16 protein-coding genes are annotated in these 19,634 nt (G+C 73.6%); 6 read left to right on the top strand and 10 right to left on the bottom strand.

The annotated features are described in order from the left end of the window. The 6 genes from AW274_RS19315 to AW274_RS19290 are packed head-to-tail and all read right to left on the bottom strand — an operon-like array spanning position 1 to position 9,187. The gene (locus AW274_RS19315; protein ID WP_062434084.1) at positions 1-885 is read right to left on the bottom strand and encodes an acyl-CoA dehydrogenase family protein; all 885 of its coding nucleotides are present in this window, start codon (positions 883-885) and stop codon (positions 1-3) included. Then, positions 882-1,994 (bottom strand): acyl-CoA dehydrogenase family protein, encoded by a 1,113-nt coding sequence (locus tag AW274_RS19310; protein WP_062434082.1) that lies wholly within the window; start codon positions 1,992-1,994, stop codon positions 882-884. The genes AW274_RS19315 and AW274_RS19310 overlap by 4 nt, the downstream gene beginning before the upstream one ends. After that, entirely contained in the window at positions 1,991-2,773 is a 783-nt protein-coding gene (locus tag AW274_RS19305; protein ID WP_062434078.1) for an alpha/beta fold hydrolase, read from the bottom strand. The genes AW274_RS19310 and AW274_RS19305 overlap by 4 nt, the downstream gene beginning before the upstream one ends. Continuing rightward, positions 2,773-6,087: a non-ribosomal peptide synthetase gene (locus AW274_RS19300; protein ID WP_062434075.1), complete on the bottom strand. Its 3,315-nt coding sequence runs from the start codon at positions 6,085-6,087 to the stop codon at positions 2,773-2,775. Before AW274_RS19300 ends, AW274_RS19305 begins: the two co-directional genes overlap by 1 nt. Beyond that, entirely contained in the window at positions 6,084-6,260 is a 177-nt protein-coding gene (locus AW274_RS19295; RefSeq protein ID WP_062434071.1) for an MbtH family protein, read from the bottom strand. Before AW274_RS19295 ends, AW274_RS19300 begins: the two co-directional genes overlap by 4 nt. Continuing rightward, positions 6,257-9,187, bottom strand: coding sequence for a non-ribosomal peptide synthetase (locus tag AW274_RS19290; protein ID WP_062434069.1), 2,931 nt, complete (start codon positions 9,185-9,187; stop codon positions 6,257-6,259). Before AW274_RS19290 ends, AW274_RS19295 begins: the two co-directional genes overlap by 4 nt. A 560-nt stretch (positions 9,188-9,747) precedes the next feature. On the opposite strand from AW274_RS19290, the gene AW274_RS19285 reads away from it, so the two are divergent. From AW274_RS19285 to AW274_RS19275, 3 genes are read left to right on the top strand one after another with little or no spacing between them, the layout of a single operon-like run. Next, positions 9,748-10,914 carry an argininosuccinate synthase domain-containing protein gene (locus AW274_RS19285; RefSeq protein WP_062434067.1) on the top strand — a complete coding sequence of 389 codons (1,167 nt, stop codon included), beginning with the start codon at positions 9,748-9,750 and terminating at the stop codon, positions 10,912-10,914. Further along, positions 10,907-11,890 carry an aldo/keto reductase gene (locus AW274_RS19280; protein WP_062434064.1) on the top strand — a complete coding sequence of 328 codons (984 nt, stop codon included), beginning with the start codon at positions 10,907-10,909 and terminating at the stop codon, positions 11,888-11,890. The genes AW274_RS19285 and AW274_RS19280 overlap by 8 nt, the downstream gene beginning before the upstream one ends. Continuing rightward, positions 11,887-12,603, top strand: coding sequence for a sulfotransferase-like domain-containing protein (locus AW274_RS19275; RefSeq protein ID WP_062434060.1), 717 nt, complete (start codon positions 11,887-11,889; stop codon positions 12,601-12,603). The genes AW274_RS19280 and AW274_RS19275 overlap by 4 nt, the downstream gene beginning before the upstream one ends. Here AW274_RS19275 and AW274_RS19270 read toward each other — a convergent pair. Continuing rightward, entirely contained in the window at positions 12,584-13,150 is a 567-nt protein-coding gene (locus AW274_RS19270; protein ID WP_083974482.1) for a GNAT family N-acetyltransferase, read from the bottom strand. The two genes, AW274_RS19275 and AW274_RS19270, sit on opposite strands and share 20 nt — an antisense overlap. A gap of 70 nt (positions 13,151-13,220) precedes the next feature. Between AW274_RS19270 and cysD the strand changes: the two genes are divergently transcribed. Together cysD and cysC are read left to right on the top strand one after the other, a co-directional pair. Beyond that, positions 13,221-14,114 (top strand): sulfate adenylyltransferase subunit CysD, encoded by an 894-nt coding sequence (gene cysD / locus AW274_RS19265; protein WP_062434057.1) that lies wholly within the window; start codon positions 13,221-13,223, stop codon positions 14,112-14,114. Further along, the gene (gene cysC, locus AW274_RS19260) at positions 14,114-15,931 is read left to right on the top strand and encodes an adenylyl-sulfate kinase (RefSeq protein ID WP_062434054.1); all 1,818 of its coding nucleotides are present in this window, start codon (positions 14,114-14,116) and stop codon (positions 15,929-15,931) included. The genes cysD and cysC overlap by 1 nt, the downstream gene beginning before the upstream one ends. On the opposite strand, the gene AW274_RS19255 is transcribed toward cysC, so the two are convergent. Continuing rightward, positions 15,917-16,801: an alpha/beta fold hydrolase gene (locus tag AW274_RS19255; protein ID WP_062434051.1), complete on the bottom strand. Its 885-nt coding sequence runs from the start codon at positions 16,799-16,801 to the stop codon at positions 15,917-15,919. The two genes, cysC and AW274_RS19255, sit on opposite strands and share 15 nt — an antisense overlap. A 75-nt stretch (positions 16,802-16,876) precedes the next feature. Here AW274_RS19255 and AW274_RS19250 point away from each other — a divergent pair, with 75 nt between their 5' ends. Then, on the top strand, positions 16,877-17,917 hold the full coding sequence (locus AW274_RS19250) for a macro domain-containing protein (protein WP_062434048.1): 1,041 nt from the start codon (positions 16,877-16,879) through the stop codon (positions 17,915-17,917). On the opposite strand, the gene AW274_RS19245 is transcribed toward AW274_RS19250, so the two are convergent. Continuing rightward, positions 17,862-18,821, bottom strand: coding sequence for a hypothetical protein (locus AW274_RS19245; RefSeq protein ID WP_157520445.1), 960 nt, complete (start codon positions 18,819-18,821; stop codon positions 17,862-17,864). The two genes, AW274_RS19250 and AW274_RS19245, sit on opposite strands and share 56 nt — an antisense overlap. Further along, on the bottom strand, positions 18,818-19,606 hold the full coding sequence (locus AW274_RS19240; protein WP_062434043.1) for a TauD/TfdA family dioxygenase: 789 nt from the start codon (positions 19,604-19,606) through the stop codon (positions 18,818-18,820). Before AW274_RS19240 ends, AW274_RS19245 begins: the two co-directional genes overlap by 4 nt. Between the last annotated feature and the right edge of the window lie 28 nt (positions 19,607-19,634).

Here is a 19,634-nt window from a genome sequence, read left to right as displayed (position 1 = left end):
TCACCCCCGCGGCTGCGGGAGCCGGACCGACTCGGCCGCCGCCCTGCGGTAGTAGAGCTGCGCGTCGTCGTCCGACCGCATGCCCGCCGCGCCGTGGATCTGCATGGTCGCGGTGGTGACCGTGCGGGCCAGGTCGGCGACCTCGCCGAGGGTGGCCGCGGCGTGCGCGGGCGTGCCGGGGTCGTGGACCAGCAGGCGGGCCGCGTCGACGCGCATCGACATCTCGGCGAGCCGGAACGACAACGCCTGGTTGGCGCCGATGGCGCGGCCGAACTGGCGGCGCGTCGTGGCGTAGTCGACGGCGTGGTCGAGCGCCGCCTGGGCCAGGCCCACGAGATAGGCGGCCTGGCGCACCCGCGCGCCCTCCCAGTCGGGGCGGCCGGCCCAGGCGGTGACGGGCGTGCCGGCGAAGTCGACGCGGTGGAGCTCGCCCCGGCCGGTCTCCTCGTGCCGCCGCGTCGTGATGGACGGATGGCCGGCCCGGACGAGCGCCGACCGCTCCCCGCCGACGACGGCGAAGTGCTCGACCTCGTCGGCGAACCCGACGAAGTCGCACCGGGCCGAGACGGTCCCATCCGCCTCGGTGGGCTCGCCCGCCGCGAGCGCGACCGGCGCCTGGCCGAGGCCGGCATCGGGGAACAGCGCGCGGGCGGTGAGCGTGTCGAGGAGCGGCCCCTGGTAGAGCACGGAGCCGAGGAGCTCGGCCAGGCCCGTGGCGTCGTCGCCGTCGAGCGCGCCGAGGCCGACCAGGCCCTCCCACACCATCGCGCGGGTCTCGCGGCGGTCGTCGTCGGTGTCGCCGCCCTCGCCGCGCGGGCGGTCGGCCATCCGCCGCACCAGCGGGGCCAGGTCTCCTTCGAAGAACTCGGCGATCGTGGCGGTCATGACGGCAACCCCAGTTTCGATGTGGCGACGAAGTAGAGCATGATCTCCGAGGAGCCCTGGGCCAGCGTCAGCCCCGGGGCCTCCCGGAACGCGGCGTCGAAGAGGCCGTCGGCGATCGCGTCGGGGTCGCGCGCGTCGAGCAGGGCCCGCGGTCCGAGCAGTTCGACCGCCGCGACCGACACCTCCTTGGCCGTCTCGGACGTGTACCACTTGGCGGTCGCCGAGTGGATCTCGTCGGGCCTCCCCTCGTGCAGGTTGGCGATGCACCGCCAGGCCAGCAGCCGGGCCGCGCGCACCCGGGTCTCCAGCCGCGCGAGGCGGTCGCCGCACCCGGGCGGCGCGTGCTCGCGCAGCGCGGCCAGCGTGCGTTCGGCCTTGGCGGAGTGGTCGAGCCCGGTGCGCTCGAAGGGCAGCACCCGGTTCAGCACCTGCCATCCGTCGTCGACCTCGCCGAGCACGTCCTCGCGGCCGATCCGGATCCCGTCGAGGGTGATCAGGTCGAAGCGCTCCTCCGACAGGTTCCACACCGGCTCGATGACGGTGCCCAGGCTGTGCAGCGGCACCAGGAACAGGGTGATGCCCGCGTAGTTCACCGGGCCGGTCGAGGTGCGGGCCGCGCACAACGCGAAGTCGCTGTGCTGCGCCTTCATGTTGTAGATCTTGCGGCCGGTCAGCCGGTAGCCGTCGCCGTCGGGCTCGGCGCGGGCGGCCAGCGAGCCGAGGTCGGATCCGACGTCGGGCTCGCTGAACAGCACGTTGGCGGTGGTCTCGCCGCGCGCCAGGCCGGGCAGGTAGCGCTCCTTCTGCTCGTCGGTGCCCATGAGGTTGATGGCGTTGCCGACGATGTCGACGCCGAGCGAGTGCACGTTCTCGGGCACGCCGTGGCGGATCATCTCCTCGGTGACGATCGCCTTCTCGACGATCGTCGCGCCGGAGCCGCCGTACCGTTCGGGCCAGTTGATCGCCAGCCAGCCGAGCTTGCCGAGCCTGCGGTGCACGTCGAGCAGCCCGCTCTCCTGCCCGTAGGGCAACCGCCGCGTCTGGGCGATCTCCGAACGGACCGCGTCCTCGCACAGCAGCGCGCAGACCTCTTCCCGGAAGCCGGTCATCGGACACTCACCTCGCTGAACCTCTCGCGCATCACGGCGGCGAGCGACTCGGCGCGCGCCGCCTGGAGCATGGTGTAGTGGTCGCCCGCCACGGTCAGGACCTCGTCGGCGTAGGGCCGCCAGCGGTCGAGCTTGGCCGGTTCGCAGTTCTCCGCGCAGATCAGCACCACCCGGCCCTCCACCCGCGTGGGGCGGAAGGCCAGCAGGCCGCGCACGTTCGCGGCGAACACCGGGAACCGCCGGGCCCGTTCGGCGTCGTCGAGTTCGGCGTCCATCGCGGCGAGGTCGGCGTCGAACCACATGCCCAGCTCGTCGTCGCCGGGCCGCGACGGCTCGTCGGCGACGCCGGTGTCGAGCAGGAACGTCAGCGCCGCGCCGCCGTCGAGGCGGGCCATCTCCAGCGCCACCGCGCCGCCGACCGACCAGCCGCCCAGGTAGAGCGGCCCGTACGGCCGGGCCTCGCGGACCAGGTCGAGATAGATCCCGGCCAGCTCGGCGAGGTCGCGGTCGCCGGTGACGCCCTCGTGCAGGCCCGGGTCCTCCAGGGCATAGACGGGACGGTCCTCGCCCAGGATCGCGGCCAGCGCGACGTAGGGCGCGACCGAGCCGCCGGCGGCGTGCACCAGGAACAGCGGCGGCCCGTCCCCGGCTCCTCCGAGGGGGATCAGCGGGGACTCCGGCCGCCGTTCGGGACGCGGCAGCCGGAGGGCCTCCTCCCGCCTGCGCCGCAGCTCCCGGCGCAGCAGCGCCCGGCGTTTCTCCTCCAGGGTGGCGTCCATCAGCTCTGCTCTTTCAGCAGGCGGTCGAGCTCCTCCTCGGGCAGGTCGGCGACCTGCGCCTCCAGCTTCGCCACCTCGTCGTCGCCGAGCAGCGCGCGCTGCGCGTCGTCGACCTGCGCGGAGAACTGGCTGAGCAGCGGGTAGCTGAACAGCCGCCGGGGGTCGAGCGTCACCTGGAAGGCGTCGCGCACCCGGGAGATCATCTGGGTCACCTGGAGCGAGTTGCCGCCCAGGACGAAGAAGTTGTCCTGCGCGCCGACGCCGCCGGGCTCCAGCCCGAGCAGGCCGGTCCAGATCTCGGCGATGCGGCGCTCGGTGTCGGTGGTCAGCTCGACCTTGGCCGCGCCGCCGCCGGGGCGCGGGTCGGGCAGCTTCCGGTGGTCGACCTTCCCTGCGGAGGTCAGCGGGAGCTGGTCGAGCAGGACGTAGTCGGTCGGCACCATGTGCATGGGCAGCCGCCCCGACAGGTGCTCGCGCAGGGCGTCGGGCTCGACGTCGCCGACCACGTAGGCGGCCAGCCACGCCGAGGGCGTGCCCTGGTCGCGCACGGTCACGACGCACTGGCGCACGCCGTCGGCGGCCTCGATGGCGTGCTCGATCTCGCCGAGCTCCACGCGCAGGCCGCGCAGCTTCACCTGGCGGTCGGCCCGGCCGAGGAACTCCAGCTGGCCGTCGGCGTTCCAGCGGGCCAGGTCGCCGGTGGCGTACATGCGCTCGCCGGGCGTGGCGGCGAAGGGGTCGGGCCGGAACTTCTCGGCGGTCTGGTCGGGGCGGCCGAGGTAGCCCACGGCCAGCCCGGCGCCGGCCATGTGCAGCTCGCCGGGCACCCCGACGGGGACCGGCCGCAGGCCCCTGTCCAGGACGTAGGCGCGCTGGTTGTCCATCGCCCGGCCGATCGGCGGCGCGCCCTCGATGGGCTCGGGCGGGCACAGGTAGTCGACGCAGGTGACCGTGACCTCGGTGGGGCCGTAGCCGTTGTGGAACTCGCGGCCCGGCCGGCTCCACCTGTTGACCAGCTCGGGGCCGAAGGGCTCCATGCCGATGAAGCAGACCCGCAGGTCGTCGAGGGCCGACGGGTCGAGCAGCCCGAGCACGGCGGGCGGGATGTCCACCATCGTCACCCGCTCGCGGGCGAGCAGCTCTTGCAGCGACTCGGGGTCGAGCAGCTCGGCGCGCGGCGCGCCGACGATGGTGCCGCCCGCGGTGAGGGTCGAGAAGACGTCCGAGACGCTCACGTCGAAGGCCGGGTTGGAGAACTGCAGGATCCGGTCGTCGGGCGTGACCTGGAACATGCGCTGGAACGCGGTGCAGAAGTTGACCACCGCGCGGTGGGGCACCATGACGCCCTTCGGGGTGCCGGTCGAGCCCGAGGTGTAGATGACGTACGCGGTGTCCTCCGGCGACACGGTCACCGAGGGCGGGGCGGCGGCCCGGCCGTCGAGCGCGTCGGCGTCCAGCAGGATCCTGGGCACCTCGGCGGGCACCTTGTCGGCCAGGTCGGAGGTGGTCACGACCACCGCGACCCCGGCGTCGCCGAGCTGGTAGGCGAGCCGGTCGGGCGGGTACTGCGGGTCGAGCGGCAACCACGCGCCCCCCGCCTTGAGCACGCCGAGCTCGGCGGCGGGCAGGTCGAAGCCGCGCTCCAGCAGCACCCCGGCCACGGTCCCGGGCGTCACCTTGAACTCGTCGACGAGGGCGTGGGCCAGGCGGTTCGACCGTTCGTCGAGCTGCCGGTACGTCAGGTCGTCGCCGCCGAACCGCATGGCGACCGCGTCGGGCGCCTCGGCGGCGCGGGCCGCGAACAGCTCGTGCAGCAGCCGCCCGTCGCGCTCGCGGGGCTCGGGGTTCCACGCGGTGAGCACCCGCAGGTACTCCTCGTTGGACATGAGGTCGAGCTCGCCGATCCGGGCGGCCGGCCGCGACAGCGCGTCGGCCAGGACCGTGGTGAAGTGCTCGACGAGGGCCTCGACCCGCTCGTGGTCGAACAACTCGGACGAGTACTCGATCCAGACGCCCAGCCCGCCGTCGGGCAGGTCGTTGATCTGGAAGGTGAGGTCGAACCGGGTGGTCTCGGGCTGCGGGGTGAGCATCTCGACGTCCAGGCCCCGGAACTCCCAGCGCGCGATCATCGGCTCGGGCAGCAGCGTGAACAGGTGCGCGACCAGCGGGTTACGGCCCGGCACCCGCTCGGGGCTCAGCTCCTCGATCATCCGGCCGAACGGCATGTCCTGGCGGGCCATGGCGTCGAGCACGGTGTCGTTGGTGACGTGGACGAGGTCGCGGAAGACCGGGTCGCCCGACAGGTCGCCGCGGACGGCCACCGTGTTGGCGAAGAAGCCCATCATGGGTTCGGTCTCCGAGCGGGTGCGCCCGGAGAAGACCGAGCCGAGCGCGATGTCGTCCTGGCCGGTGTAGCGGTTGATCACGATCTGGTAGGCGGTCATCGTCAGGGCCAGCAGGGAGACGTTCTCGGCCTGGGCCAGGTCGCGGACGCCGCGGGCGAGGTCGTCGGGCAGGCGGCCCTCGTAGATGCGGCCGGCCCCGGTGGGCGCCGAGGGGCGCTCGCGGTCGCCGCGCCACTCCAGCGGCTCCATGCCCTCCAGGGCGGTGCGCCACGACTCGATCTGCCTGGCCGGCTCCTCGCTGAGCAGCCAGAGCCGCTGCCAGGCCGCGAAGTCGGCGGGGTGCAGGTCCAGGTCGGGGAACCGCGATCCGTCGGGGTCGGCGTAGCGGGCGGTCAGCTCCTCGGCGAACTGCCGTGAGGACCAGCCGTCGATGACGATGTGGTGCCAGACGATCGACAGCACGTGGTCGTCGTCGCCCAGGCGCAGCAGGCCGAACCGGTAGGGCGGGTGGTTGCGCAGGTCGAACTCCTCGCGCACCTGGCCGTCGATCCAGTCCTGGATCTCGGCCTCGGTGCCGTCGGTGACCGGCAGGTCCCACGTCTCGGGCGGCGGGTCGACGGTCTGGAACGGCACGCCGTGCTCGTCGCCGAACCGGGTGCGCAGGCTCTCGTGGCGGGTCACGATGCCGCGCAGCGCCGCCGACAACGCGCCGGCGTCGAGCGGGCCGCGCAGGCGCATCGCGAACGGGACGTTGTAGACGGGCGCGCCGGCCACCATCTGGTGCAGGAACCACAGGAAGCGCTGCTGCTCGGCGATGGCCATCTTGCCGGTGCGCGGCACCGGGACGATCTTCTCCCGCTCGGCCTTCTCGGCCACCCGCTGGCGGACCTTTCGCTCCAGCAGAGCGCGCTTGATGTCGCCGACGTTTCGCTCTTCGGGCGTGGACATGGTCTCCTTCTCCTCCTTCACCGTCGGACGCTCAGCGGGCGCAGATCCGTCCACACGCTCGCGACGTGCGCCAGGCACTCGTCCTTGCCGCCTTCGAACCCGGCCGCGCGCCAGCCGTTCGGGATCTCGCGGCCGGCGGGCCATATCGAGTACTGCTCCTCGTGGTTGATCACCACGGCGTACTGCTCGTTCATTGCGCCTGCCTTTCTTGAGGGACGAAGGCGGAGGTGTCGGACAACTGGCTGAGGTAGCGGCCGACCGCGGTGAGGCCGTCGGCCTCCGGGCGGGCGAGCGCGGCCCCGTGGCGGTCGAACCGCCGGATGTCGAAGTGGCGGGATCCGTCGGTGAACATCTCGTCGAACTCGGCCGGCGCGGCGTCGCGGCCGTCGTCGGGGGGCGGCAGCAGGAGGCGGAGCCCGGTGAGCCGCTCATCGGGCTCGGCGACGGCGTCCAGGCGGTCGCGGAACTCGGCGTAGCCGACCCGGTCGAAGCCGCACCGCGCGGCCAGCGCGTCGAAGGCGTCGGCGAAGCGCAGGCCCGTCGGCCACAACACGTGCATCGCGCCGTCGGGCACGTCGAGGTCGCCGGTCGCGGCGCGGGCCAGGAAGCCGGCGACCACGTCGACCGGGGTGACGTCGGTCGCCGCGCCCGTCGGGAACACGCAGCGGGTGCGGGCGCAGGCGTACAGCAGGTTGTGGGCCAGCGAGTCGGGGTTGGCCGCGCCGGTGGCGCGGTGCGGCCAGACCTCGCCGAGGCGGTAGACCACCGAGCTCACGCCCTGGCGGTGCGCGTCGGCGACCAGGCTCTCGGCGACGAACTTCGACCGGTTGTAGCCGTCGGCGGCGACCTCGTGGGTGACCGGGAGCCGGTCTTCGGTGATGGGCGGGCCGGTCCGGTCGGCCGGGCCGAAGATGCTCAGCGTCGACAGCAGGTGCAGGCGCGCGCCGCCGCCGGCGGCGAGCTTGATGAGCTCCTGTACGCCCAGCACGTTGGCCGGCCGGTGGTCGAGGTAGCCCGACAGGAAGTTCACCGCGCCCGCGGCGTTGACGACGCCCGACACGGTCGAGGCCAGGGCGTCGAAGCGGCGCTGCGACAACCCGAGGAGTTCCCCGGCCAGGTCGCCGGGCACCACCTCGACGCGTCCGGCGGCGACGGCCGCGGGCAGCTGCCGCCAGGCGGAGGCGAGGCCGTAGCGGTCGAGGGCCTCGGTCAGCCGGCGGGCGCCGTCGGCCGGGTCGGCGCACCGGACCAGGCAGATCACCTCGGCGTTGGTGCGGGTCAGCAGCTCGGCCAGGACGTGCGCCCCGATGAAGCCGGTCGCGCCGGTCAGCAGCAGCGTCCGGGGCGGCCGCCAGGCCAGGTCCTGCCGGACGTAGGCCAGTTCGGCGCTGTCGTCGTCGACGCCGCCCGCCAGCCGCGCGGCCTGGGCCCGCACGGTCGGCTCGGCGAGCAGGTCGCGGGGGCGGACCGGCCGCCCCAGCCGTTCGCCGACGGCGGTGACGACGCGGTAGGCCAGCAGCGAGGTGCCGCCGTAGTCGGCGAAGGGCACCACCACCGAGACGCGGTCGCGGTCGAGCACCTCGCACCAGGCCGCGCAGACCAGCTCCTCCATGGGATCGGCCGGGGGTTCGGCGTGCTCCTCCGCGCCGTCGGCGACGATCAGGGCGGCCAGCGCCTTGCGGTCGGCCTTGCCGTTGTGGTTGAGCGGCAGCTCGTCGAGCACCACGATCCGGTGCGGGACCTGCTCGGCGGGCAGCTTCCCGGCCGCGTAGCCGCGCAGCTGCTCCGCCGAGGGGGTCTCGGCGGGCGAGCGCGGGGTGACGCAGCTGACCAGCGTGGCGTCGGGGGCCTCGCCGAGCACCACCGCCGTCGCGTCGCCGACGAGCGGATGACCGGCCAGGGCGGCGGCCACGTCACCGAGCTCCACCCGCACGCCGCCGAGCTTGACCTGCTCGTCGAGCCGGCCGGCGAAGTGCAGCAGCCCGTCGTCGCCGGCCCGCACCAGGTCGCCGGTCCGGTAGAGGGTGTCGCCCGGGACCTGCGGGAACGGGTTGGGCACGAACGTGCGGGCGGTCCGCGCGGGGTCGCCGAGGTAGCCCGCGCCGACGCACTCGCCGCCGAGGAAGAGCTCGCCGGGTGTGCCGGCCGGCACGGGGTTCAGGTCGCCGTCGAGCACGATCGCGGCGGTGTTGTCGATGGGCAGGCCGATGGGGATCCGGTCGGCGTCGGCGTCGGTGACGTCGTGGAACACCGACCCGATCGAGCACTCGGTCGGCCCGAAGGTGTTGGTGACCGCCAGGCCCGGCAGCAGCGCGCGCAGCCGGCGCACCACGCCGGGACCGGCCGGTTCGCCGCCGATCAGCATGCGGCGCAGGCTCGACGTCGCGGCGCGCAGGTCGGCGCGCTCCTCCAGCAGGGCGACGAACGCGGCCAGCACCGACGGCACGAAGTCGGTCATCGTGACGCCGTAGCGGCCGATGGTCGTGGCGGTCCGCTCCAGGTCGAGGATGCCGTCGCGGTCGGGCAGCACGACCTGCCCGCCGGAGGTCAGCGGCCAGAGCACCTGCCACATCGAGGAGTCGAAGGTGGAACGGCTGTTCTGCAGCGTCACGTGGCCGTCGCCGAACCGGCGCGACATCGTGGTCAGGCGGTTGACCAGGCCGCGGTGGCGGTTGAGCGCGCACTTGGGCCGGCCCGTCGAGCCGGAGGTGTAGAACCCGTAGATCAGGTCGCCGGGCGCGGGCCGGAGCTCGTCGGGCGGCGGGTCGTCGCCGGGGGCGTCGCAGTCGGCGACCACCGCGGGGACGGGTGAGGCGAGGATCTCCGCGGTGGCCGGGGAGACCACGACGGCGGGCGGCGACAGCTCGGTCATGATCGCGTCGAGCCGGTCGGCGGGCCAGGCCGGATCGAGCGGCACGAACGCCGCGCCGGTCTTCAGCACCGCCAGGAGCGCGGCCGGGAACTCGCGTCCGTCGGCCACCAGAACGGGGATCAGCCGGTGCCTCTCCACGCCGCCGCCGATCAGCCGGCGGGCGGTCGCGTTCGCCGCCGCGTCGAGCTCGGCGTAGGTGGTCGTGAGGTCGCGATATCGGAGCGCGGGACGGTCGGGCGTGTTCTCCACCTGTTCGCGGAAAAGGTCGAGGACGGTGCTCCGCGACGGAAATGCGTGCTGCGGTCCGAGGAATAAGTGAGCGTTTTCGTCAAGGTGCGTCTGCTGATGGCGTGGCATCGTGCTTCCATGGTCAGGCAGTCACTATTCAGATGGGCGTCGAATGATTTCAGGCGTGACCGGACGCTCCCTCCAATAAGAGGTTGAGTAACCCTCATTCAGCGACTTACGGGTTACTCCATACTGTGTCAGCGGGCCGTGGGACGCAAGCCCGGACGGTGCCCAGGCAGTGGTGAGTGCCGCGTTCACCTGCGAAGACGTGAATTCGATCCACCCCCGGCAGGCTCGGGGTCCGAGCGCCCCGATACCCGAGCCCGTGAGGGCTAATCAGAATCGGCGACATTTTCTCCGAAACACACGATGACCAGCGTCGAATCGAATCGACGAACCTCTCGGGTCACAGGGGCAACAGCGGTCGACTTTCGAATCATCGCGTACGGACTTGATTTCTGTGGGCATTGTGGGCAAGGCTTGACACATTGTCAGGAATCCACCAGCGCAAGGAGGAGGTCGTGGAAACAGCCGATGGCGCCCCCAAGACGGGGTTATTCCAATCAGGAGGGCTGTCCTCTCTGGCCGTCGGAGTATGGCTCCGTGAGACGTCCGTCCCGGCCCGGCACTACCTCGCCGACCTCGGCCAGTCCGACCGTGCGGAGATCGACGCGCTCGCGTCATCCCTGCGCGATTCCGGCGCCGACGTCGTCGTCACCGACCTGCGCGCGCCGATGGCCGCCGTGGCGTCCGATCTGCTGCGGTACCGCGCCCGCCACGACGGCGGCTACTGGAACACCACCGGCGCGTCCCGCTTGGTGCTGGCGGCCGAACTGCTGCCGCGGATGCGGGCCGACGGCTGCGAGACCTTCGTCCACGGCTGCGTCGGCGGCGGCAACGACCAGCGCCGGTTCGCGCGCTACGGCGGCCTGGTCGCCCCCGGCATGAGCCGGGTCGAACCGTGGACCGACCCGCGCGCCCTCGGCCGGTTCCCCGACCGGGCGGCCATGGCGGCGGCGGTCGCCCGGCAGGGGCTGCGCCTCGACCGGGGCAGCGCCGCCGACCGGTCCACCGACGCCTGCCTCGCCGGCGCCTCCCACGAGTCGGCCGAGCTCGAAGACCTCGCGACGCCGGTCACCCGGCTGCGGCCGCGCTGGAGCGCCTGGCCCCACGAGGCCCCGACCGAACCCCAGACCGTCACCGTCGAGTTCCGCGACGGGCGGGTGGCCGGCGTCGACGGCAGCGGCCCCGACCCGGTCGCGTGGATGGCTGCGGCCAACACGATCGGCGCCCGCCACGGCGTCTGGCTGCGCGACGTCGTCGAACGGCGCATCGTCGGCACGGTCTGCCGGGGCGTCTACGAGGCGCCCGGCCTGGAGCTGCTCGAACGCGCCTGGACCCGCGTCCTGCAGGCCGGTCTCGACGCGGCCGGCCGTGAGCTCTACGACCGGCTGGCCGCCGTCCTGGGCGCCGCGATGTACGAGGCCCGCTGGCTCGACCCCGCCGCCCAGGCGGCGCGCGAGGCGGTCGACCGGCTCGTCGGCGACCTCAGCGGCAGCGTGACGCTGTCGGTCCACCGGGGCGTGGTCCGCCCCGAGGGGATGAAGGCGGCCAGTCACGTCGTGCAGCAGACCCGGTTCGGCTCGGGCGGCAACCGCTGGAGCCGGGAAGGAGACGGCCATGCGTGAGCGCCGCTTCGGCCGGCTCGGCTGGACGGTCGGCGACGTCGGCTACGGCATGTGGGGCATCGCCGGCGGCGAGGGCGGCTGGACCGGCGCCGACGACGCGACCGGCGACGCCGCCCTCGACGAGGCCGTCGGGCTCGGCTGCGACTACTTCGACACCGCCTGGATCTACGGGCGCGGCGAGAGCGAACGTATGCTCGGCCGCCTGCTGAAACGCCATCCGGAGCGCCGTCTCCACGTGGCGACCAAGCCGCCGCCGAAAGACCTCGCGTGGCCGTCCACCCGCGACTCCAAGCTGGCCGACGTCTACCCGCCCGACCACCTGTGGGAGTACCTGCACCGGAGCCTCGACGGACTCGGCACGGAATCGGTCGGCCTGTTCCAGTTCCACGTCTGGGAGGACGCCTGGGCGCACGACCCCTCGTGGCAGGACACCGTCGCCGAGATGCGCGAACGCGGCCTGATCGAGGGGGTGGGGATCAGCGTCAACCGCTGGGAGCCCTGGAACGTGCTGGAGACCCTGCGGACGGGGCTGATCGACGCCGTCCAGGTCATCTACAACGTCTTCGACCAGGCCCCGGAAGACGAGCTGTTCCCGGCCTGCCGCGAGCTCGACGTCGCGGTGGTCGCCCGGGTGCCCTTCGACGAGGGCACCCTCACCGGCACGCTGACCCGTGACAGCCGCTGGCCCGAGGGCGACTGGCGCAACACCTACTTCGTCCCGGAGAACCTCGGGCCGAGCGTCGACCGGGCCGAGCGGCTGGCCCGCATCGTGCCCGAGGGCATGACCCTGCCCGAGCTCGCGCTGCGGTTCATCCTCCAGAACCCCGACGTCTCCACGGTCATCCCGGGCATGCGCAAGCCCGCCCACGTGCGGGCCAACCTCGCCGCGAGCGACGCCGAACCGCTGAGCGAGGCGCTGATGGCGGAGCTGCGCGAGCACCGCTGGGACCGGCGGCCGACGGAGTGGTCGCAGTGAAGCCGATCCTGTTGTGGGCGGTGCCCCGGTCGCGGTCGACCGCGTTCCTGCGCGTCATGATGGAGCGCGGCGACCTGGAGGTGGCCCACGAGCCGTTCTCGTCCCTCCAGGACGACGGCGGCTTCACCCTCGCGGGCCAGACCGTGACCTCGCCGGTCGAGCTGCTCGACGTGATGCTCGGCCTCGGGGCCGCCGGCCGGCGGGTCTTCGCCAAGGACACCTCCGACTACACGTACACGCCGCTGTTCGACGACGAGCGCCTGTTCACCGACGTGATCAACACGTTCATGATCCGGGAGCCCGAGGGCGCGGTCGCCTCCCACTACGCGGTGAACCCCGACGCGACGCTCGACGAGTACGGCTTCGAGTACCTGCACGCCATATTCGAGGCCGTCCGGTCGGCCACCGGCGAGACCCCGCTGGTGATCGACGGCGACGACCTGGTGGCGCGGCCGGAGGAGACCGTCCGCGCCTACTGCGCCCACGTCGGGCTGGAGTTCCGGCCCGAGGCGATGCGCTGGGATCCGGGCGAGCAGACGGGCTGGCGGCGCACCACCCGGTGGCACACCGAGGTGGCCGGGAGCAGCGGGCTGGCGGCGACGGCGCCCGCCGCGCGCGAGACGCCGTCGACCAGCGCGCACCTGCGCCGCGTCGCCGACCACCACCGGCCCTACTACGAGGCGCTCGCGCGGGCTAGACCTTCCGCCGCATGATCGGCCGGTCGGCGCGCGGGCGGGCCACCTCGGAGAACCCCGCGTCGAGGAAGGCGCCGGCGATGCCCGTCATCGCGGTGTCGGCCCCGGCGCGCCTCCCGTCGCGGGGTTCGACCGGGTAGCCCTCGGCGGTGGCGTAGCCCGCCGCCGAGGCCCAGTCGCAGACCGCTTCCAGGATGCCCGGCAACAACCCGGAGCCACGATGTCCCTTCTCGACGTACACGCACGCGATGGCGCAGACCTCCTCGTCGCCGAGGCCCTTCAGCAGCGGCGAACGCTCCAGCCGGGGGAAGGCCGACCGCGGGCCGAGCGAGCACCACGCGACCGGGGCGTCGCCGTCGTAGACGACGAGGCCGGGCACGGGTTCGCGCCCGGCGAGGCGCTTCATCGCCTTCCTGTTGCCCTCGCCCTTGCCCTCCGTCCACTCCTTGATGGACAACCGCCAGTGCATGCACCAGCAGCCGCGGGCGCCTCCGTTGGCGCCGAGCACCGACTCGAAGTCGCCCCAGGTCTCCTTGGACAGCTCTTTCACGGTCAGCGACCGCATCGTGCCTCCTTCAGATAACCGATCAGAAGCCATTTACAGGTTACTCCACCCCGAAGCCGGAGGTCCGGACATGGCCGGAGAAGACGACGTCCTCGACATGCTCGAAGCCGAGGCGGTGCACATCCTGCGCGAGGTCGCCGGGGCGTTCCGGCGGCCGGTGCTGCTCTATTCGATCGGCAAGGACTCCTCGGTGCTGCTGCACCTGGCGCTGAAGGCGTTCGCGCCCGGCCGGATGCCGTTCCCCGTGATCCACGTCGACACCGGCTGGAAGTTCCGCGAGATGATCGCCTTCCGCGACGCCACGGCCGAGCGGCTGGGGCTCGACCTGCGGGTGCACACCAGCCCCGACGAGGCCACCCCGTTCACCCACGGCGCCCACGAGTACACCCGGATCAAGAAGACCCTCACCCTGCGCCGGGCGCTCGACGATGGCGGGTTCGAGGCGGCGATCGGCGGCGCGCGGCGCGACGAGGAGCGGTCGCGGGCCAAGGAGCGCGTCTTCTCGCTGCGCGAGCCCGGCCACCGCTGGGAGCCGCGCTCGCAGCGCCCGGAGTTCTGGTGGCAGGCCAACACCGAACTCGCCGACGGCCAGACGATGCGGGTGTTCCCGCTGTCGAACTGGACCGAGCTCGACGTCTGGCGCTACGTCCGGCGCGAGGACATCCCCGTCGTGCCGCTCTACTTCGCCGCGCCGCGCCCGGTCGTCGAGCGGGACGGCGCACTGATCATGGTGGACGACGACCGCTACCCCCTGGAGCCCGGCGAGCGGCCGCAGGAGCGCCGGGTCAGGTTCCGCACCCTCGGCTGCTACCCGCTGACGGCGGCCGTGGAGTCCAAGGCGGAGAACCTCGACGAGGTCATCGACGAGATGCGGCGCGACCGCCGGTCGGAACGGGCCGGCCGGCTCATCGACGGCGAGGGCGGCACGTCCATGGAGAGCAAGAAGTCGGAGGGGTATTTCTGATGGTCGCGGTACTGAGAGTCGTGGCGTGCGGCTCGGTCGACGACGGCAAGTCCACCCTCATCGGCAGGCTGCTGGCCGCCACCGGCGGCGCCGACGACGACCGGCTCGACTACGCCCGCGAGACCCGGCGCGGCGGCTCCACCGTGGCGGCCGGGGAGGTCGACTACTCCCTGCTGACCGACGGGCTGGAGGCCGAGCACGAGCAGGGCATCACCATCGACGTCGCCCACCTGTTCATGGACCTGCCCTCGGGCCGCCGGGTGATCGTCGCCGACGCGCCCGGCCACGAGCAGTACACCCGCAACATGGCGGTCGCGGCGTCCACGGCCGACGTCGCGGTGCTGCTCGTGGACGCCACCAAGGGCGTGCGCGAGCAGACCCGCCGCCACCTGGCGATCTGCGCGCTGATGGGGGTGCCGTCGGTCATCGCGGCGGTCAACAAGCTCGACGCCGCCGGCTGGGACCGGCCGGTGTTCGAGACCCTGGCGGCCGAGGTGCGGTCGGCGGCCGACGGCTTCGGCATGCGGGCCGACGTCATCCCGGCCAGCGCCCTCGGCGGCGACAACGTCGCCGAGCCCTCCGAGAACCTCCCCTGGTACGACGGCCCGACCCTGCTGGAGGCGCTGACCGCCTGGGAACCGGGCCCCGCTCCCGGCGAGGGCTACCGGCTGCCGGTCCAGTACGTCATCCGCGCCGACGGCTTCCGCGGCTTCGCGGGCACCGTGTTCGGCGGCCCGGTCAGTCCGGGCGACCCGGTGAGGGCCGGTGGCACGACGTCCAGGATCGAGCGGCTGCTCGCGCCCGGCGGGGCGGGCCTCGACCGGGCCGCGCCCGGCACCGCCGTGACGGTGACGCTGGCCGACGACGTCGACGTGCGCCGCGGCGACCTGCTGGCCCCGCCCGGCGACGGCCCCTCCCCGGCGACCGCCTTCTCCGTCACGCTGATCTGGACCGCCGGGGAACCCCTGCGCAACGGCCGCTCCTACCTGCTGCGTGTCGGCGGGCGTACCGTGCCCGCCGTGGTCACGGCCGTGCGCGACCGGCTCGACGTGGTGAGCGGCGAGAAGCTGGCCGCGCGCACCCTCGACCTCAACGACATCGGCACCGTCGAGCTGACCACCGACTCGCCCGTCCGTCTCGACGCCTACCGGAAGTCGCGGCACACCGGCAGCCTGCTGCTCGTCGACCGCGTCACCAAGGAGACCGTCGCCGCCGGCATGGTCCGGCACGCCCTGCGGCGCGGCCGCAACGTCGCCCCGCACGCCTACACCGTCGACCGCGAGGCCCGGCAGCGGCTCAAGGGCCAGCACGCCCGCGTGGTGTGGCTGACCGGCCTGCCGGGCGCCGGCAAGTCGACGCTCGCCAACACGCTGGAGCGGCGGCTGCACGGCAGGGGCCTGCACACCTACGTGCTCGACGGCGAGAACGTGCGCGGCGGGCTGAACAGGGACCTCGGGTTCACCCCGCAGGGCCGCGCCGAGAACGTGCGCCGCGTCGCCGAGGTGGCCCGCATCCTGGTGGACGCCGGCCTCGTCGTCGTGGTGGCGCTGGTGTCGCCGTACCGCACCGACCGGGCGGCGGCCCGCGCCCTGTTCGCCGACGGCGACTTCACCGAGGTGTGGGTCGACACCCCGCCCGAGGAGTGCGCCCGCCGCGACCCGAGGGGCCTCTACGCCGAGGCGAAGGCGGGGCGGCTGCCGAACCTGACCGGCCACGGCCAGCCCTACGAGCCGCCCGACCACCCCGACCTGGTGGTCGACGGGACCAGCCCGGCCGACGAGGCGGCCGACGCGGTGTGCGCGCTACTGGGCCTGTGAGACGTCGGTGACGAACGCGGCGATGGCGTCCGCGCTCTCGTCGGCGTGGGTCTCCAGCAGGTAGTGGCCGGCGTCGTAGACGTGCATCTCGATCCGGTCGAGGTCGCGGGCGTAGCCCATGATCTCGGCCAGGTCGAAGAACGCGTCGTGGCGGCCCCACAGCAGCAGGCACGGCGGCTGGTGGGCGCGGTGGTAGTCGCTCAGCTCGCCGAAGCGGGCGACGTGCGCGCCGTAGTCGCGGAACAGCTGGAACTGGACGTCGAGGTCGCCCGGCCGCGACATGCGCTCCCAGTCGAGGTGCCAGGTCTCCGGCGGGTGCAGCACGCGCAGCCGCTCGGGCAGCCCGTCGAGGTACTGCCCCCGGGTGCCCTCGAAGTTCAGCCACTCGGTCAGCTTCGCCCGGTTCTCCTCCGACGGGTCGGCCCAGTAGGCGCGGGCCTCGTCCCACTGCTCGCCCAGCCCGTCGTCGTGGGCGTTGCCGTTCTGCACGATCAGCCCCAGGACCCGCTCGGGACGCCGCAGCGCGAGGTGGTAGCCGACCGGCGCGCCGAAGTCGTGCAGGTAGACGAAGAACTCCTCGACGCCGATCCGCTCCAGGAACCGCTCCATGGTGTCGGCCAGGTTGGCGAAGGTGTACGCGTACTCGTCCACCTTCGGCGCGGCGGAGAAGCCGAAGCCGGGCAGGTCGGGGGCGACGACCCGGCTGACGCCGGCCAGCGGCGCGAGCACCCGCCGGAAGCAGTGGGACGAACTGGGGAAGCCGTGCAGCAGCAGCACGCACGGCAGGTCCGGGCTGCCGGCCTCCCGGTAGAAGACCTCGATCCCGTCGACGTCGACGCGTCGGTGCCGTGCCTTCGCGCTCGCTCGCATCCGCGGCTCCTCCCGGGCTCGTACGGTCTCTGCCGTCGGTTGCCCCTGCCCCGTCACGGAGGCGTTAATGAGCCCATGGAGACCGACGTGCCGGAGCACCAGGAGCTCGTCCGCGATCTGGCCGCCCTCCGCGAACGCGGCCTGATCCGGCTCCGGGACGCCGACCTGCCGCATCTCCGCCGGGCCGCCGCTCTGCGCCACCCGGCCGCCGGCCACGTCGCCGCCGTGGAGAAGCTGGTGCGGCACGCCGTCGAACGGCTCGGCGAGGGCAACCTCGGGTCGGCGGCGGCGTACACGTTCGGGCTCGTCCAGGGCACCCGCGACTGGACGGCGGCGGCGCGGCGCAAACGGGCCGCCGACGTCTACCGGCTCAGCGTCGAGCGGTTCAGGAAGAACCAGGAGCGCATGCTGCTCGCCCAGGTCGCCGACCAGATCCTCGCCCTCTGCGGGGAGGACGGCGCCGACGTGCTGCCCCGGGTCGCGGTCGGGGCGCGCATCCCGGTCGAGTCGGGCGGCGGGCGGGCGGTGCTCCAGGTGCGGCCGATTGAGCTGATCTCCGGGGTCGACGTGCTGGTCAACCCCGAGAACGTCTACCTGGAGATGGCCCGGGTGTTCTCCCCCAGCGTGTCGGGTGCGATCAGGAAGGCCGGTTCGCGGCGCGGCCCGGCCGGGGAGCTGCTCGACGACACGATCCAGCGCGAGCTGCACGAGTGGATGGCCCGGCACCACCGCCCCGGGCTCACCGTCGCCCCGGGCACGGTCGCGCCGACCGGGCCGGGGTCGCTGGCGTTCAACGGGGTCCGGCGGGTCTACCACGCGGCCGTCGCGGTGCCCCGGCCCGGCACCCACCACCACGACGTCACCCCGCCGACGATCATGCTCGCCGTCCACCGCGTGTTCGCGCTCGCCGAGGAGGAGCGGGCGACCCACCGGCTGACCACGATCTGCTTCCCGCTGATCGGCACCGGCAACGGCAACCTGGCCGTGCGGGCGGGGCTGCACTGGTTGTGGTCGGCCATCTGCGAGAACCTGGCCCGCAGCCGGGGCTGGGAGGTGCACCTCAGCGTGCCGGAACCGGAGAAGGCCGACATCGTGCTGCGCCAGCTGTCGCCCTGACCCAGCGCCCCCGCAGGGGCTGCGCCAGTTCCTCCGGTACGCCCACCACTTCGCCCCCCAGCAGCGCGAGCGCCCCCGTGACGTAGGTCGCGGCCAGCGTCGGCAGGCCGCCGAGCTCCGGGTGGCCCGAGATGCGGTCGATGCGCTCCCCCACCCCCTGCTTCAGCACGTGCCGGACCACCGGGTCGGTGGTCTCCGCCAGCGCGACCAGCTCGACGGCCATGGCGTAGCTCTCGGCCGCCAGCAGCCCCCGGCCGAACTCGATCTCGTCGCCGCAGGCGGCCAGGTGGTCGAGGTGCGCGCCGTCGTGCACACCCCGCCAGACCCGCCGGCGTGGTTCGGGGGCGCGGTGGGTGCCGTCGACCACGACGGTGATCAGCCCGCGCTCGCCCGGGAGGCGCATCCAGGTGCGCCAGGCCAGCCCGGCGAACCGGGACCCGTCGACGACCGTGACGTCGCGCGTGGCGGCTGGCCGGTGGCGCTCGCCCCAGCGCAGCGGGTCGCGGACCGGGCGAACCCGGCCGCGCGGGAACCCGGCGTCGGGGATGGCCGCGCACCAGGCGGCCAGCCGCCGGCAGGCCTCCCGGGTCTCCTCCCCCGGCGGGCCGACCGGGCCGGGGTCGGCGGCGTCCGGGTAGCCGCGCGGCACCGGCCCGCACCGGCCCCGCAGGGCGCGCAGCCGCTCGGCCGCCGGGCCGCCGTGGCGCACACCGGTGGCCTGGACGACCGCGTCGAGCCCGTCGAAGGCCGCCGGCCCCAGCAGGGCGCAGCCCAGGGCGATCTCGGCCCAGCCCCGGACCGTCCAGGCGGCGGCCTCCGCCCCCGCCGCCGGGACGTCCCTGGCGGCGACGGCCCGCCCGGCCGCCCACGCCCACATGGCCGAGTCGTCACGGGTCAGCGTCATCGCGACCACACCCGAACGCGCAACATCAGCCGCCGGGGATCCCCGAACGCGGTCCGGCCGTGCAGAACGCAACGGTTGTCGACGACGAGGACGTCGCCGGGCGTCAGGCGTACCCGAACGGGATCGGCCCGCGCCAACGCCTCAGTGAACGCTTCAGCGACGGCCCGCCCCTCCTCGGCTGGCACAAAATCGTTGGCCCGCGCCTCCCCGGTTGGCAGGAGGTCGTCGGCCCACCCCTCCCCAGCGGACATGAGATTGTCGGGTCGCCCCTCTCCTGCGGGCATGAGGTTGTCGGGTCGCCAACGCACGGCGAGATCCTGATCGTCGCCGGAAAACACTGGCGCGGGCGGCGCGGCCTCGCCTCCGGCGAATACGGCCGGGGTCTTCCACGACCACTGCGGCCGCCGCAGGGCGGCCTCGGCCCGCGCTCCGTCGGGGTGGGCGCGCAGCGCGGCGAGGGCGCCGGTCGCCGGCAGCAGCAGCGAGTCGCCGCCGTCGGCGGCCGGGCGGACCGCGAACAGGCAGACCAGGTCCTCGGGGTCGGGGTGGTACTGCGCGTCGGTGTGCAGCGGCACCGGTCCACTGCGCTGGGAGAACGTGCCCCCGAGTGGCCGCGGCCTGACCTCCCAGACGGCCCGGCCGCCGTCGCGGGCCGAGGGCCGGCCGAAGCGGGCGGCGAAACGGAGCGCCTGGGCGTGGGTGGGCACGTCCCAGGCGCCCCGCACGACCACCCATCCCCGCGTGGCCGGCCCGTCCGCCGCGCCGGTCTTTTCGGTTGCCCGCATTGGACGCCTCCTGCTCCGCCGGTGAGTG

Origin of the sequence: Herbidospora daliensis (assembly GCF_001570585.1) — a bacterium.
In the GTDB taxonomy this organism is placed as follows: domain Bacteria; phylum Actinomycetota; class Actinomycetes; order Streptosporangiales; family Streptosporangiaceae; genus Herbidospora; species Herbidospora daliensis.
This window is presented reverse-complemented; position numbering and strand designations above follow the sequence as displayed.

Bases quoted from the DNA above. Each gene is read 5' to 3' on its own strand.
- AW274_RS19250 (WP_062434048.1), top strand. From the start codon at position 16,877: ATGGAGACCGACGTGCCGGAGCACCAGGAGCTCGTCCGCGATCTGGCC.
- AW274_RS19315 (WP_062434084.1), bottom strand. From the start codon at position 885: ATGACCGCCACGATCGCCGAGTTCTTCGAAGGAGACCTGGCCCCGCTG.
- AW274_RS19255 (WP_062434051.1), bottom strand. From the start codon at position 16,801: ATGCGAGCGAGCGCGAAGGCACGGCACCGACGCGTCGACGTCGACGGG.
- AW274_RS19305 (WP_062434078.1), bottom strand. From the start codon at position 2,773: ATGGACGCCACCCTGGAGGAGAAACGCCGGGCGCTGCTGCGCCGGGAG.
- AW274_RS19240 (WP_062434043.1), bottom strand. From the start codon at position 19,606: ATGCGGGCAACCGAAAAGACCGGCGCGGCGGACGGGCCGGCCACGCGG.
- AW274_RS19280 (WP_062434064.1), top strand. From the start codon at position 10,907: ATGCGTGAGCGCCGCTTCGGCCGGCTCGGCTGGACGGTCGGCGACGTC.
- AW274_RS19270 (WP_083974482.1), bottom strand. From the start codon at position 13,150: ATGCGGTCGCTGACCGTGAAAGAGCTGTCCAAGGAGACCTGGGGCGAC.
- AW274_RS19310 (WP_062434082.1), bottom strand. From the start codon at position 1,994: ATGACCGGCTTCCGGGAAGAGGTCTGCGCGCTGCTGTGCGAGGACGCG.
- AW274_RS19295 (WP_062434071.1), bottom strand. From the start codon at position 6,260: ATGAACGAGCAGTACGCCGTGGTGATCAACCACGAGGAGCAGTACTCG.
- cysC (WP_062434054.1), top strand. From the start codon at position 14,114: ATGGTCGCGGTACTGAGAGTCGTGGCGTGCGGCTCGGTCGACGACGGC.
- AW274_RS19245 (WP_157520445.1), bottom strand. From the start codon at position 18,821: ATGACGCTGACCCGTGACGACTCGGCCATGTGGGCGTGGGCGGCCGGG.
- cysD (WP_062434057.1), top strand. From the start codon at position 13,221: ATGGCCGGAGAAGACGACGTCCTCGACATGCTCGAAGCCGAGGCGGTG.